General features: G+C 74.9%; 14 protein-coding genes. 7 read left to right on the top strand and 7 right to left on the bottom strand.

Annotated features, from left to right (window positions below; all coding sequences use genetic code 11):
* Positions 1–3: 3 nt before the first annotated feature.
* Positions 4–2,205 carry a heavy metal translocating P-type ATPase gene (locus ACI79U_RS02220; RefSeq protein WP_457064651.1) on the top strand — a complete coding sequence of 734 codons (2,202 nt, stop codon included), beginning with the start codon at positions 4–6 and terminating at the stop codon, positions 2,203–2,205.
* Here ACI79U_RS02220 and ACI79U_RS02215 read toward each other — a convergent pair.
* The 4 genes from ACI79U_RS02215 to ACI79U_RS02200 all read right to left on the bottom strand — a co-directional run bounded on the left by ACI79U_RS02215 (position 2,144) and on the right by ACI79U_RS02200 (position 4,256).
* On the bottom strand, positions 2,144–2,587 hold the full coding sequence (locus ACI79U_RS02215) for a hypothetical protein (RefSeq protein WP_457064649.1): 444 nt from the start codon (positions 2,585–2,587) through the stop codon (positions 2,144–2,146). The genes ACI79U_RS02220 and ACI79U_RS02215 overlap by 62 nt on opposite strands.
* Complete coding sequence (locus ACI79U_RS02210; protein ID WP_457064647.1) at positions 2,584–3,312, bottom strand: ABC transporter ATP-binding protein; 729 nt, start codon at positions 3,310–3,312, stop codon at positions 2,584–2,586. Before ACI79U_RS02210 ends, ACI79U_RS02215 begins: the two co-directional genes overlap by 4 nt.
* On the bottom strand, positions 3,309–3,902 hold the full coding sequence (locus ACI79U_RS02205) for a PadR family transcriptional regulator (RefSeq protein ID WP_457064645.1): 594 nt from the start codon (positions 3,900–3,902) through the stop codon (positions 3,309–3,311). The genes ACI79U_RS02210 and ACI79U_RS02205 overlap by 4 nt, the downstream gene beginning before the upstream one ends.
* 216 nt (positions 3,903–4,118) lie before the next feature.
* Positions 4,119–4,256: a hypothetical protein gene (locus ACI79U_RS02200; protein WP_457064643.1), complete on the bottom strand. Its 138-nt coding sequence runs from the start codon at positions 4,254–4,256 to the stop codon at positions 4,119–4,121.
* A 78-nt stretch (positions 4,257–4,334) separates the two neighbouring features.
* Here ACI79U_RS02200 and mrf point away from each other — a divergent pair, with 78 nt between their 5' ends.
* Genes mrf through ACI79U_RS02180 form a run of 4 tightly spaced genes read left to right on the top strand, consistent with a single transcriptional unit; the run spans position 4,335 to position 6,396 of the window.
* Complete coding sequence (gene mrf / locus ACI79U_RS02195; protein WP_457064641.1) at positions 4,335–5,603, top strand: ribosome hibernation factor-recruiting GTPase MRF; 1,269 nt, start codon at positions 4,335–4,337, stop codon at positions 5,601–5,603.
* Positions 5,603–5,869, top strand: a complete 267-nt coding sequence (locus ACI79U_RS02190; protein ID WP_457064639.1) for a type B 50S ribosomal protein L31 — start codon at positions 5,603–5,605, stop codon at positions 5,867–5,869. Before mrf ends, ACI79U_RS02190 begins: the two co-directional genes overlap by 1 nt.
* 3 nt (positions 5,870–5,872) lie before the next feature.
* Positions 5,873–6,034 carry a 50S ribosomal protein L32 gene (rpmF, locus tag ACI79U_RS02185; RefSeq protein ID WP_457064637.1) on the top strand — a complete coding sequence of 54 codons (162 nt, stop codon included), beginning with the start codon at positions 5,873–5,875 and terminating at the stop codon, positions 6,032–6,034.
* A complete protein-coding gene (locus tag ACI79U_RS02180) occupies positions 6,031–6,396 on the top strand; it encodes a hypothetical protein (protein ID WP_457064635.1) in 366 nt (121 codons plus the stop codon). Before rpmF ends, ACI79U_RS02180 begins: the two co-directional genes overlap by 4 nt.
* A gap of 138 nt (positions 6,397–6,534) precedes the next feature.
* On the opposite strand, the gene ACI79U_RS02175 is transcribed toward ACI79U_RS02180, so the two are convergent.
* Complete coding sequence (locus ACI79U_RS02175; protein WP_457064633.1) at positions 6,535–7,956, bottom strand: NADP-dependent succinic semialdehyde dehydrogenase; 1,422 nt, start codon at positions 7,954–7,956, stop codon at positions 6,535–6,537.
* A 229-nt stretch (positions 7,957–8,185) separates the two neighbouring features.
* On the opposite strand from ACI79U_RS02175, the gene ACI79U_RS02170 reads away from it, so the two are divergent.
* Together ACI79U_RS02170 and ACI79U_RS02165 are read left to right on the top strand one after the other, a co-directional pair.
* Entirely contained in the window at positions 8,186–9,706 is a 1,521-nt protein-coding gene (locus tag ACI79U_RS02170) for an acetyl-CoA hydrolase/transferase family protein (RefSeq protein ID WP_457064631.1), read from the top strand.
* Between the two features lie 129 nt (positions 9,707–9,835).
* Positions 9,836–11,647 carry an alkaline phosphatase D family protein gene (locus tag ACI79U_RS02165; protein ID WP_457064629.1) on the top strand — a complete coding sequence of 604 codons (1,812 nt, stop codon included), beginning with the start codon at positions 9,836–9,838 and terminating at the stop codon, positions 11,645–11,647.
* 35 nt (positions 11,648–11,682) lie between these two features.
* Here the strand turns inward: ACI79U_RS02165 and ACI79U_RS02160 are convergent, their stop codons facing one another.
* Together ACI79U_RS02160 and ACI79U_RS02155 are read right to left on the bottom strand one after the other, a co-directional pair.
* Complete coding sequence (locus ACI79U_RS02160; protein WP_457064627.1) at positions 11,683–12,120, bottom strand: hypothetical protein; 438 nt, start codon at positions 12,118–12,120, stop codon at positions 11,683–11,685.
* Positions 12,121–12,241: 121 nt separating this feature from the next.
* On the bottom strand, positions 12,242–13,348 hold the full coding sequence (locus tag ACI79U_RS02155) for an NAD(P)-dependent alcohol dehydrogenase (protein ID WP_457064625.1): 1,107 nt from the start codon (positions 13,346–13,348) through the stop codon (positions 12,242–12,244).
* Between the last annotated feature and the right edge of the window lie 160 nt (positions 13,349–13,508).

The raw sequence follows: 13,508 nt of genomic DNA, 5'->3' as shown, positions 1-13,508 counted from the left end.
CCGGTGGAGACGGCGACCGGCACCGTCCGGCTGGTCAGCGACGCCGGTGGCCGGCTGCGGCTCGCCGTCCCCGCGCTGACCGGCGCGCCCGCACGCGCGGTCGCGCTGGAGGACCTGCTCGACGCGGTGGACGGCGTCCGCACCGCGCACGCCTACCCGGTCACCGGGCAGGTGCTGGTCTGGCTGGATCCCGACGCCGACCCCGACGCCGACCCGCGGGCCGAGGTGCTGCGGGTGGCCGCCTCGGCGGTGGCGCTGCCGGCGCGCGCGGAGGTGGCCCGGCCGCCGCGTTCGGCCGACGTCGCCAACGGTGAGCTGGTGCGGATCGCCGTCGGCGGCGCCGCCCTGGCCCTGCTCGGCCTCCGCCGCTACGGGCTGCGGCGCCCGCCGGTGCTCACCGGCCGCAGCCGGTTCCTCGCCACCGTGGTCACCGTCTTCACCGGCTACCCGTTCGTCAAGGGCGCCGCGGGCGCACTGGCCGGCAAGCGGTCCGCCGGCACCGACGCGCTGGTCACCGCCGCCACCGTGGCCAGCCTGCTGCTGCGGGAGAACGTGGTCGCGCTGACCGTGCTGTGGCTGCTCAACATCGGCGAGTGGCTGCAGTCGGTGACCCTGCGCCGCACCCGCCGGGCGATCTCCGCGCTGCTGGCCGGCACCGAGACCACCGCCTGGGTGATCGTGCCCGGTGAGGACGGCGAGCCCGACGTCGAGCGGCAGGTCGACCTGGCCCGGCTGCGGGTCGGCGACCTGGTGGTCGTGCACGACCAGGCGACGCTGCCGGTGGACGGCGTCGTCGTCGAGGGCACCGGCGTGGTCGACCAGGCCGCGATCACCGGGGAGCCGCTGCCGGTCTCGGTCACCGCCGGGTCGACGGTGCACGCCGGCTCGGTGAACCTGCGCGGCCGGCTCGTGGTGCGCGCCTCGGCCACCGGGTCGGACACCGCCATCGGCCGGATCATCGCCCGGGTCGAGCAGGCCGGCGACGACCGGGCGCCGATCCAGACGGTGGGCGAGAACTTCTCCCGCCGGTTCGTGCCCGCCTCGTTCGCGCTGGCCGGGCTGACCTGGCTGGTCACCCGGGACGTGCGCCGGGCGATGACCATGCTGCTGGTCGCCTGCCCCTGCGCGGTCGGGCTCGCCACCCCCACCGCGGTCAGCGCCGCGATCGGCAACGGCGCCTCCCGCGGGCTGCTGATCAAGGGCGGCGCGCACCTGGAGGCCGCCGGCCGGGTGGACGCCGTGGTCTTCGACAAGACCGGCACCCTGACCATCGGCCGGCCGGTGGTCACCAACGTCGTCTCCTTCGCCGACGGCTGGACCCCGGAGCAGGTGCTCGGGTACGCCGCCAGCTCCGAGGTGCACTCCCGCCACCCGCTGGCCCAGGCGGTGATCCGCTCCACCGAGGAGCGGCACGTGTTCATCCCGCCGCACGAGGAGTGCGAGGTGCTGCTCGGCCTGGGCATGCGCACCCAGGCCGACGGGCGGGTGCTGCTGCTGGGCAGCGAGCCGCTGATGGCCAGCGAGGGGGTGGCCGTCGGGGACGACGCCCAGGCCTGGCTGGACCGGCTGCGCACCGCGGCGGAGACCCCGCTGCTGCTCGCGGTCGACGGCGAGCTGGTCGGCCTGGTGAGCCTGCGCGACGAGGTGCGCCCGGAGTCCCGGGAGGTGCTGGAGACGCTGCGGGCCACCGGGGTGCGGCGGATCGTGATGCTCACCGGCGACCACGAGAGCACGGCCGCCGCCGTCGCCGCCGAGCTCGGCGTGACCGAGTGGCGGGCCGAGGTGCTGCCCGAGCACAAGCAGGACGTGGTCGCGGCGCTGCAGGCCGAGGGTCACACCGTGGCGATGATCGGCGACGGCACCAACGACGCCCCCGCGCTGGCGGCCGCCGACATCGGCATCGCGATGGGCGTCTCCGGCACCGACGTCGCGGTGGAGACCGCCGACGTGGCGCTGGTCGGCGACGACCTGCGACACCTGCTGGACCTGCGCGAGCTGGGCGGGCAGACGCTGCGCGTGGTGCGGCAGAACTACGGCATGTCCATCGCGGTGAACGGGGTGGGGCTGGCGGTCGCCGGCGGCGGCGCGCTCTCCCCCGTGCTGGCGGCGGTGCTGCACAACGCGTCGTCGGTCGCGGTCGCGGTCAACTCCGCCCGCCTGGTCCGGCACCGGGGCGCGGCGAGGCCGGACGGCGACGTCTTTTGACAATGATTGTCATTAGCTCCACCATCGACGCATGCCCACCGCCCCGCGTCCGCGCCACCACCGACTCGCCGCTCTCGCCCTCGCCTGCACGGGGCCGCTCGTGCTCGGTGGGTGCGGAGGCGCCGCGGGGGCGGCGCCGGAGGACGGCCCAGAGCTGGCTGCGGGCGACGCCCTCGATCCGGGCGTCGGCGGCACCGAGCGTGGTCGGCAGCTGCTCCACGGCGCTGGTCTCCGCCGTCCGGTACAGCGTGTCCCCGCCCACGATGGCGAGCACCGGCAGGCCGACCATCAGCAGCACGAGCGCACTGCGCCCGCGCGCGCGGAGCGCGTCCCGCCGGGCGATGCGCAGCGCCAGCCGCCAGTGCACCAGCCACGCGGTCACGCGCTGCCGCCCGCCGGGAGCAACGACTCCGCGCCGGTGACCGGGCCGCTGGTGTCGACCACGACGCCGTCGCGCAGGAAGAGCACCCGGTCGGCCCAGGCCGCGTGCCGGGCCTCGTGGGTGACCAGCACGCCGGCCGCCCCGGCGCTGCAGCGGGCGCGCAGCAGGCGGAGCACCTCCTCCCCGGTCGCGGAGTCCAGCGCGCCGGTGGGCTCGTCGGCCAGCAGCAGCCGGCGCGGCCCCACCAGCGCGCGGGCGATCGCCACCCGCTGCTGCTGCCCGCCGGACATGTCGTCGGGGAACCGGTCGGCGAGCTCGCCGATGCCCACCTCGTCGAGCGCGGCGCGCGCCTCGGCCCGCGCCTGCCGGCCGCGGACGCCGTCCAGCTCCCGGGGCAGCGCGACGTTCTCCACCGCCGTCAGGGCGGGGATGAGGTTGAGGTCCTGGAAGACGTAGCCGACGCTGCGTCGGCGGACGGCGGCCAGCGCGGCGGCGGAGAGGCTGGTGAGGTCCTGGCCCTCGACGAGGACCTGCCCGGTGGTGGGCACGTCCAGGCCGCCGGCGATGTGCAGCAGCGTGGACTTGCCCGAGCCGGAGGCGCCCATGACGGCGACCAGCTCACCGGGTGCCACGGAGAGGTCCACGCCGCGCAGGGCGTGCACCGACAGGTCGCCCTGCCGGTGCTCGCGGGTGACCCCGCGGAGCTCCAGGAGCGGGGCGCTCACCGCCGTCCCCGCTTCCCGATCTGGACCGCCTCGGGAGTCGGCACCGGGGCGGCGGGCGCGACCACCGGACGCTGTGCGGCAGCGCGGGCCACCCGCGCCTCGCAGTGGTCGAGCCAGCGGATCTCGGCCTCGGCACGGAAGACCAGCGAGTCCAGCACCAGGGACCAGGCGAGGTCGTCGGCGGCCTCACGCGCCTTGAGCCGGGTGAGCTCCTGGAGCGAGGCCATGGTGGCGGAGCGCTGGGTCTGCACGACGGCGAGCACGTCGACGCCCGGGGTGGTGACCGCCAGCGCCAGCTTGATCGCCAGCTCGTCCCGGGGGGCGGTCCTGGACCCGACGGGCGAGCCGAACCAGGCGCGGACCTCCGCCCGGCCGGCGTCGGTGATCCGGTAGGCGATCCGCCCGTCGCCGTCCGGGGCCCCGTCCTGGTCGACGAGGCCGTCGCGCTCCAGGCGGTCGAGGGTCGTGTAGACCTGCCCGACGTTCAGCGGCCAGGTCGCCCCGGTGGCCGAGTCGAACTGGGCGCGGAGCTGGTAACCGTGGCTGGGTCCGCGCTCCAGCAACGCCAGCAGACCGTGTCGGATGGACATGGATACGGAGTATGCATACCCGGTATGCCCCTGCCAAGACCGACGCGCCCGCCCCGTTTCGCCGAAGTGGCCACTCGGGCGAAAAGGTCGCACCCCACCGACTCGCCGAAGTGGCCACTCGGGCAAAAAGGTCGCGCCCCACCGACTCGCCGAAGTGGGCACTTCGGCGAGACCGGGGGCGGGAGTCGGCGGACGGCGAGCAGAGGGCGCGGGCCGTCAGCGCTTGCCCTTCCCCGCATCACGCCGTCGCTCGGCCCGGTTGCGGCGGTCGACGGCGCCGGGCAGCAGCGCGGAGGCGTCGACCACCGGCGCGGGTCCTGCGGTGCAGCCGGTGGGCTGGCAGCAGTCGGACATGGGAACTCCTCGGGTCGGGACGTCGCGTCGGCCGACACCATACTGGGAATGATTCCCGTTTGCGGTTACGGTGTCGGCATGACCGCAGCCCGCACCGATCTGGTGCTCGTCACCGGCCTGGTCCCCGGCCTCACCGCGCAGGTCGCGACTGCGCTGCTGGACCGGCCGGGCACCGTCGCCGTCCACCACGACGTCTCGCGGCTGGACTCCGGCGTCGTCGTCCGCACGTTGCGCGAGTCCGGGCCCGGTGGGATCACCGAGCACACCGCCGTGATCGAGCTGGCGCACGGCTGCCTGTCGTGCACGCTGCGGCTGGACCTGCTGCCGCTGCTGCGCACCCTGGGCAGGCGGGCCGACGTCAGCCGCGTCGTGCTCCAGCTGGACCCGGCGCTGGCGCCCGAGCACCTGTGCTGGTCGATCGGGAACGTCGTCCTCGACGACGAACCGGCGGGCGCACCGGAGACCGCCGGGGACCACGTCCAGGTCGCCGGGGTGCTCGCCGTGCTCGACGCCGCCACCTGGTTCGACGCCGCCACCGGCGACCAGTGCCTCGCCGACGTCGGGCTCGCGGCCGCCGCGGACGACGAGCGCACCCTGGCCCAGGTCGCGGTCGACCAGACCGGCTTCGCCGATGCCGTGCTGCTCGCCGGGGAACCGGCCGACCCGTGGTCGGCGGTCCGGCTGCACGCCGTCCTGGACCGGTTGCTGCCCGGGGCACCGCGCGCCCCGCTGGGCGCCGTCCACCCCGACGAGCTGCTCACCGCGCTCCCCCGGGACGCCCGCCGGGGCCGGGTCTCCTCACCGCACGACCCGCTGCTGGCCGGTCAGCCGCCGCTGGACGAGGACGCCGGTGTCGGCCTGGTGCGGTTCGCCGCCGACCGCCCGTTCCACCCCGAGCGGCTGCACGAGGCCCTCGACGTGCTCCTGGACGGGGTCGTCCGCACCCGCGGCCGGCTCTGGCTGGCCACCCAGCACGACCGGGCGGTCTGGCTGGAGTCCGCCGGCGGTGGGCTGCGGGTCGGGGACGCCGGCCCGTGGCTGGACACGCTCGGCGAGGACCCGGAGCTGTGGGCACAGGTCGACCCGCAGCGGGCCGCGGCGGCCGCGCTGCGCTGGGACCCGGTCTTCGGCGACCGCGACGTCCAGCTGGTCGTGCTCACCCACCGGCAGTCCCCGATGGCGATCACCACCACGTTGTTCGCCGCGCTGCTCACCGACGCGGAGCTGGCCGCCGGCCCCGACCTCTGGGCCACCTGGCCCGACCCCTTCGGGGAGCGGCACGAGGACCCCTGCGAGGCCTCCTCGCCCGCAGACCTGCAGCTCAGCGACCGAGAGGAACACCCCTGATGAAGGACGGCATCCACCCCGAGTACCGCACGGTCGTCTTCCGGGACACCGCCAGCGGGGCGACCTACCGCACCCGCTCCACCGTCTCCAGCAGCCAGACCATCGAGTTGGACGGCGAGATCCTGCCGCTGGTGACCGTGGACATCAGCGCGGCGTCGCACCCGTTCTGGACCGGCAACCAGCGGGTGATGGACACCGCCGGCCGGGTCGAGCGGTTCAACCAGCGGTACGGCTCGCGCGCCCGCGGCGCCCGGAAGCAGGGCTGACCGGTGGCGGTCCCGAAGCGGAGGACGTCGCGGTCCAACACCCGTTCCCGCCGGTCGCAGTGGAAGGCGACGCCGGTCCAGCTGGCGCGCATCCAGGTCGACGGCGAGGCGCGGCTGGTCCCCCGCCGGCTGGTGGCCGCCGCCCGACGGGGTCTCCTGCGGTGAGCCCGGACCGCGGGGGGCCGCTCGTCGCGGTCTGCACCGACCACCGGTGCGCGGCGCTGCGCCGGCTGGCCGGCACCGGCGACGGGATGCAGCAGCTGGCCGCCGCCGTCCGGTCGACGTCGGGAGCCGTGCTGGTGACCGCGGACTGCGTCGGCGCCTGCGACCGGGCGTCGGTGGTGGGTGTGGCCCGGCGGGCGCCCGACGCCCGCGCGGCCGGGCCGGCGCTCTGGCTGTCAGAGACGCAGAGCCCCGAGCGCACCGCCGCGCTGGTCGACTGGGTGCGCGACGACGGGGCGGCGGTGCTGCCCGAGTGCCTGCGCGGCGCCGTCGCCGGCGTCGGCGCCCCACCCCGCCCGGCCTGATCTCTCCCCCGGCTCGCCCAAGTGGCCACAATTGCGAGAAGGTGGGGCGCGACCCTTTCGCCCAAGTGGCCACAATGGCGAGAAGGCGGGGCACGACCGTTTCGCCCAAGTGGCCACTTCGGCGAAACGAGGGGCGGGCTACTCCGAGGCGGTCGCGGTGTCGCCCTGGGCCTGCTGGTCGCTGCGCGGTCCGATCCAGACGGTCTTGGCGTTCATGAACTCACGCATGCCGAGCTCGGTGAGCTCGCGACCGTAGCCGCTCTGCTTCACCCCGCCGAAGGGCAGCTCCGGGTAGCTGGTGGTCATCCCGTTGACGAACGCCATGCCGGCGGCGATGTCGCGGACGAACTGCGCCCGCTCACCCTCGTCCTCGCTCCACAGGTTGGAGCCGAGCCCGTAGGGGTGGCTGTTGGCGATCTCGATCGCCTCGTCGAGGCTGTCGACGGTGAACAGCGCGGCCACCGGACCGAACACCTCCTCGTCGTAGACCTTCATCTCCCGCGTGATGCCGGTGAGCAGGGTCGGCGGGTAGAACCAGCCGGGCCGGTCCGGCCGCTCCCCGCCGACGACGACCGTCGCCCCCTTCTCCACCGCGTCCCGGACATAGGACTCCACGTCGTCCCGGCCGGACTCGGTGGCCAGCGGCCCGACCTTGGTCTCCGGGTCGCGGGGGTCACCGACCGGCAGCGCGGCGAGCTTCTCGGCGAACAGCCGGGTGAACTCCTCGGCGACGTCGCGGTGCACGAAGAACCGCTTGGCCGCGATGCAGCTCTGCCCGTTGTTCTGGCAGCGGGCGGTGACGGCGACGTCGGCGGCCCGGTCCAGGTCGGCCGAGGGCATCACGATGAACGGGTCGGAGCCGCCCAGCTCCAGCACGGTCTTCTTCAGCGCGTCGCCGGCGATCGAGGCCACCGACTGGCCGGCCGGGGCGCTGCCGGTGAGCGTGGCCGCGGCGACCCGGTCGTCGCGCAGCACCCGCTCGATGGTGCCCGACCCGATGAGCAGGGTCTGGAACACGTCGGCCGGGAACCCGGCCTTGCGGAACAGCTCCTCCAGGTAGAGCGCGGTCTGCGGCACGTTGCTGGCGTGCTTGAGCAGCCCGACGTTGCCGGCCATCAGCGCCGGGGCGGCGAACCGCATCGCCTGCCAGAGCGGGAAGTTCCACGGCATGACCGCCAGCACGACGCCGATCGGCTGGTGCACCACGTAGGCCTGCTCGGCGCCCACCGCGTCGGCGTCCCGGGGCTGGGGCTCGAGCAGGGCGGGGCCGTGCTCGGCGTACCAGCGCAGCGCGGCGGCGCACTTGCCGATCTCCGCCTTCGCCGCCGCGAGCGTCTTGCCCATCTCGGTGGTCATCAGCTCGGCGACGTCGTCGGCGTCGGCGTCCAGGGCGTCCGCCGCCGCGCGCAGCCAGCGCACCCGGTCCTCGACCGGGGTCAGCCGGTAGCTGCGGGCCGCCGCGGCGGCGCGGGCCAGCTTGTCCTCCAGCGCCTCGTCCGACAGCGGGTCGAAGGTCTTCAGCGTCTGCCCGGTGGTCGGGTCGATGGTGGCGATGGCCATGAGGGGGGCTCCCGTCGTCGCGGCTGGGGTGCGGGTCCGGACGGCGGCGCTCGGCACAGGGCGCTCGGGCGGTCCGGACGGGCACCGGGGCGCCCTGCACCTGCCCCCGGGCGCGCGGGTGAAACCGCCGTCCGGGCCACCGGGCCCGCAGCGGGCGGGACCAACGTCCCGCCCGTAGCGTCGGCGGACGACGGCCGCGGACCGGCGGCCACCGGAGCGCGGAGGTCGGATGGACGCCGGACGGATCCAGCACGCCGGACTGGCCCGGAAGGTGGTGCCGGCCGAGGAGGCCGCCGCCGCCATCCGGCCCGGCGACACCGTCGGGATGAGCGGGTTCACCGGCGCCGGCCACCCGAAGGCGGTGCCCGGGGTGCTGGCCCGCCGGATCACCGAGGCGCACGCCGCCGGCGACCCGTTCCAGGTCGACCTGTGGACCGGCGCCTCCACCGCGCCGGACGTCGACGGTGCGCTGGCCGCCGCGGACGGGATCGGCCTGCGGCTGCCCTACCAGTCCGACCCGGTGCTGCGGGAGAAGATCAACCGCGGGGAGACCGAGTACGTCGACGTGCACCTCTCGCACGTGGCGCAGCTGGCCTGGGAGGGGTTCCTCGGGCCGCTGGACGTCGCCGTGGTCGAGGTCAGCGCGATCACCGAGGACGGCCTGCTGGTCCCCTCGTCGTCGGTGGGGAACAACAAGACCTGGCTGGACCTGGCCGAGCGGGTGGTGCTGGAGGTCAACGCGTGGCAGCCGGCCGGGCTGGCCGGGATGCACGACGTCTACTACGGCACCGCCCTGCCGCCGAACCGCAGCCCGGTGCAGCTGGTCCGGCCCGGTGACCGGATCGGGGTGCCGCACCTGCGGGTCGACCCGGACAAGGTGGTCGCGGTCGTGCAGACCGACGCCCCCGACCGGAACACTCCGTTCGCGGCGCCCGACGAGACGGCCCGGGCGATCGCCGGCCACCTGATCGAGTACCTCGAGCACGAGGTGTCCCGCGGCCGGCTGCCGGCGGACCTGCTGCCGCTGCAGTCCGGCGTCGGGAACGTCGCCAACGCCGTGCTCGCCGGCCTGCAGGAGTCCCGGTTCGAGCAGCTGACCGCCTACACCGAGGTGATCCAGGACGGCATGCTGGACCTGCTCCGGTCCGGCACGCTGTCCTTCGCCTCGGCGACGGCGTTCTCGCTGAGCCCGACCGCGATCGCCGACTTCACCGCGCACGTGGACGAGTTCCGTGACCGGATCCTGCTGCGGCCGCAGGAGATCAGCAACCACCCCGAGATCATCCGGCGGCTGGGCGTGCTGGCGATGAACGGGATGATCGAGGCCGACCTGTACGGCAACGTGAACTCCACCCACCTGATGGGCAGCCGCATCCAGAACGGGATCGGCGGCTCGGGCGACTTCGCCCGCAACTCCTACGTCTCGTTCTTCGTCAGCCCGTCGACGGCCAAGGGCGGGGCGATCTCCTCGATCGTGCCGATGGTGTCCCACGTCGACCACACCGAGCACGACGTCGCGGTCGTGGTCACCGAGCAGGGCCTGGCCGACCTGCGGGGGCTCTCCCCCCGGCGGCGCGCCCAGCTGGTCATCGACCGCTGCGCCCACCCGGACTACCGGCCGATGCTGGCCGACTACCTGGAGCGGGCCGAGCGCGGCGCCTTCGGGATGCACACCCCGCACCTGACGGCCGAGGCGCTGAGCTGGCACACCCGCTACGTCGAGACCGGGTCGATGCTGCCGCCGCGCTGACCACGACGGCGACACGAGGGCGACACGGCGGGCGACACGCCGGACGGGCGGGCCGGCGGTCGGCCGGGCGACGTCGGGTGTTCACCCGGCGCCCGTCGAGTGGTTGCTGCGGTCACCGAGAGTGCCCGCATGCCCCTCGATGCACCCCTGTCCCGCCGCACCGTGTTCAAGGGCGGCGCCGCCGCCGCGGCCGCCCTCACCCTCGCCGGCCTCACCCCCGAGGCCGCCCGCGCCGCCGTCGCCGAGACCGCCCGCTCCGGCGTGTTCGGCTTCGGCGTCGCCAGCGGTGACCCCACGGCCACCGAGCTGCTGATCTGGACCCGGGTGACGCCCACCGCCGAGTCGCTCCCCGGCAGCCGTCGCGGGCCGGCCGTCCCGGTCCGCTGGGAGGTCGCCGCCGACGAGGCCTTCACCGAGGTCGTGCGCAGCGGGAACGTCGTCGCCGACGTCAGCCGCGACCACACCGTCAAGGTCGTGGTGAACCGGCTGACCCCCTACACCCGCTACTTCTACCGGTTCACCTGCGCCGGGCAGACCTCCCCGGTCGGCCGCACCCAGACCGCTCCGGACGAGCCCGGCCGGACCCACGCGCTGCGGATGGCGTTCGTCTCCTGCAGCAACTGGACCGGCGGGTACTTCACCGCCTACCGCGGGATCGCCGCCCGCGACGACCTGGACTTCGTGCTGCACCTGGGCGACTACCTCTACGAGTACGGCAACGCCCCGCGGGTGGCCGGGGTGGCCGGCTCCGGCGACCGGTACGGGCCGAACGCGCTGATCGGCATCCGGGACCACGAGCCGGTCCACGAGATGGTGACGCTGGAGGACTACCGGATCCGGCACGCGCTCTACAAGACCGACCCGGACCTGCAGCGGGCCCACCAGCAGCACCCGTGGATCGTGATCTTCGACGACCACGAGATCACCAACGACGCCTACGACTCCGGTGCGGAGAACCACGAGCGGGACGACGACCCGGCCACCCCCTACACCGAGCCGGGCAAGCCCGACGGCGTCCGTCCCGAGGGCGACTTCCTGTTCCGCCGGGCGAAGGCCTTCCAGGCGTACCTGGAGTGGATGCCGATCCGCGAGCCCGCGATCTGGCAGCCGCACGCGAGCAAGGGCCGGCAGTTCTTCCGCCGCTTCCGCTTCGGCGACCTGGCCGAGCTGTCGGTCATCGACACCCGGCAGAACCGCAGCGAGCAGGTGGCGGCCACCGTCGACGGCGCGGTCAACCCGGCGCTGGCCGACCCGCGCCGGCACCTGCCCGAGCCGCCGCAGCTGGACTGGCTCACGACGGGCATCCGCACCGGGCGGACCGACTGGCACCTGGTGGGCAACCAGACGGTGTTCGCCCGGGTGTTCGCCGTGCCCCGCACCGGCGTGGTGCCCCAGTCGGTGTTCAACACCGACCAGTGGGACGGCTACCAGGCCGACCAGCGTGCGGTGCTCGACGCGATGGCCGCCGCCGGCACCGACCCGGTGGTGCTCACCGGCGACATCCACTCCTCGTGGGCCAACGACCTGCCCGTCGACTTCGCCGGCTACCCGGCCGACGGCAACTCGGTGGGCGTGGAGTTCGTCTGCCCGTCGGTGACCAGCAACGGGTTCAAGGAGGCCGTCGGCTCGGCCGCCGCCGCGACCGCCACCACCGCCGCCTTCCAAGCCGCCAACCCCTGGGTGCGCTACCTGGAGGGCATCGGGCACGGCTTCGTCGTCCTGGACGTGACGCCGGAGCGGGTGCAGGCCGACTTCTGGTTCATCCAGAGCAACGGGGACAAGGGGCTGGCCGTCGACCCGCGCCTGGACCCGCAGGCGACGGTCGGCTACGAGACGTCGTTCGCCTCGGTCAAGGGCTCGCGGAAGGTCAGCGGCCCGGTGGACCGGCTGGGCGCCCGCAGCGACTCCCCGCGCAGCGCCCGGGTGCCGGTCCACCGCTGAGCGGCAGCTGACCGCCCCGACTCCGGTCGGGGCGGTCAGCCCGCGCGCGGCCCGTCGTCGACGAGGTGGACGACCGGAAGACCGGAGGCCTTCTCGATCTTGGCCGGCAGGTTGCCGCGCAGCCAGCGGGAGATGCCCAGCGGCAGGGTGGACACGATCACCTCGTCGGCGGGGAAGCGGCCCAGCGCCAGGTGCAGCGACTCCATCGCGTCCGGGTCGCCCACCTCGCCCTCGGCCTCGCCGCCGAGCTCCCGGATCTGGGTGAGCGCGCGGTCCAGCCGCTGGCTGGCCAGCGCGTAGGCCCGCTCCTCCGACGAGGGGCCGCCACCGAGCGCACCGTCCTGGTCGTGCAGCGGGGTCGCGGGGACGACGACGTGGAACTGGTGCGGTCCGGCGGCGAGCCGCTCCTGCACCGCGGCGAGGAGTCGTTCCCCACCCAGGGTCTGGTTGGCGAGCACCAAGGTCCGTGGCACGTGCGTTCCCCTTCCGGCGCTGTGGGTCCGTGGACGTGACGGTAGGCCCGACCGGCCGGGAAGGGGTGGCCGGCGGACGTCGCACGGATCCCGCCCGTGCGACCGCCCGCCGGCTCCCGGCTCAGCCCTGCGGCATGGTGATGACCGGCTTGACGACGGCGCCGCTGTAGGAGGCCTCCATCGCGTCGCCGATCCGCTCCAGCGGGAACCGCTCCACGAGCCGGTCGATCGGGAACCGGCCGGTGGCGTACAGGTCCATCAGCGCACCGATCAGCGGCTCGCTGCGACCGCTGCCGCCCAGGGTGCCGACGATCGACTTGCCCCACAGCGTGCTCATGTGGTCGGCGCTGAACTCCGCGCCGGCCGGCGCGCCGCCGATCAGGATGGCCTTCCCGCGCATCCCGACCGAGTCGATGGCCTGCCGGACGACCGGCAGGATGCCGGTGCACTCCAGGGCGAAGTCGGCCGGTCCGCCGCAGATGTCGGCGATCGCCTGCACGGGGTCGGTGTCGCCGGCGTTGACCACCTCGGTGGCGCCCAGCTCGCGGGCCAACTGCAGCCGGGACTCGTGCCGGTCGACGGCGATGATGGTGGTCGCCGCGGAGTTGCGGGCGGCCATGACCGCCGCCAGCCCCACCGTGCCGGCCCCGTAGACCACCAGCGCGGAGCCGGGCATCGGGCGGGCGGTGTGGAAGACCGCGCCGGCGCCGGTCGCCAGCCCGCAGGCCAGCGGCCCCATGAGGTCGACCGGCAGGCCGTCGGGGATCGGCACCAGCGAGGTCGCCGTGGCCAGCGAGTGGGTGGCGAACGAGGACTGGCCGAAGAACGCCCCGGCCAGCGGGTCGCCGCCGGCGGCGCGCACGCCGGAGGTGCCCACCGGCCGGTGACCGCTGAAGCACAGCTCACCCAGGTTCAGGCAGTACCGCGGCTCACCGTCCAGGCAGTTGCGGCAGTGCCCGCACCACGGCCAGCCCATGACGACGGCCTGGCCCTCGCGCACGTTGGTGACCCCGTCACCGACGGCGACGACGGTCCCGGCGCCCTCGTGCCCCAGCACCCCGGGCAGCGGGAACGGCATGTGGCCCTCCCGGGCCAGCCCGTCGGTGTGGCAGAAGCCGGTCGCGGTGACCTGCACCAGCACCTCACCCGGGCCGGGCTCGTCCAGCTCGACGTCCCGGATGGCGAACGGCGCGTCCGGCGCCTCGACGACGGCGGCGGTTGCTCTCATGTGCGCTCCCCGCACCGGGCCGGGCGTCGGCGGCCGCGCCGGTGCGCCCGCGGACCGTCGCGCCGCGGGCGTCCGTGCCCCGGCGTCCCAGCAGTCTGCGCGCCACCGACGGTGGCCGCACGGGGCGGATCGAGCCGGCAGCGGCGGCTACGACATCCGT

The sequence above is a fragment of the Modestobacter sp. SYSU DS0904 genome (assembly GCF_054051115.1).
The sequence above is the reverse complement of the archived record's forward strand: the minus strand, read 5'-3'. Positions and strand labels throughout refer to the sequence as shown.

What these genes read in the sequence shown, in the direction of transcription:
- ACI79U_RS02155 (WP_457064625.1), bottom strand. Translation starts at nt 13,348, where the DNA reads ATGAGAGCAACCGCCGCCGTCGTCGAGGCGCCGGACGCGCCGTTCGCC.
- ACI79U_RS02165 (WP_457064629.1), top strand. Translation starts at nt 9,836, where the DNA reads ATGCCCCTCGATGCACCCCTGTCCCGCCGCACCGTGTTCAAGGGCGGC.
- ACI79U_RS02175 (WP_457064633.1), bottom strand. Translation starts at nt 7,956, where the DNA reads ATGGCCATCGCCACCATCGACCCGACCACCGGGCAGACGCTGAAGACC.
- ACI79U_RS02170 (WP_457064631.1), top strand. Translation starts at nt 8,186, where the DNA reads ATGGACGCCGGACGGATCCAGCACGCCGGACTGGCCCGGAAGGTGGTG.
- ACI79U_RS02190 (WP_457064639.1), top strand. Translation starts at nt 5,603, where the DNA reads ATGAAGGACGGCATCCACCCCGAGTACCGCACGGTCGTCTTCCGGGAC.
- ACI79U_RS02200 (WP_457064643.1), bottom strand. Translation starts at nt 4,256, where the DNA reads ATGTCCGACTGCTGCCAGCCCACCGGCTGCACCGCAGGACCCGCGCCG.
- mrf (WP_457064641.1), top strand. Translation starts at nt 4,335, where the DNA reads ATGACCGCAGCCCGCACCGATCTGGTGCTCGTCACCGGCCTGGTCCCC.
- ACI79U_RS02205 (WP_457064645.1), bottom strand. Translation starts at nt 3,902, where the DNA reads ATGTCCATCCGACACGGTCTGCTGGCGTTGCTGGAGCGCGGACCCAGC.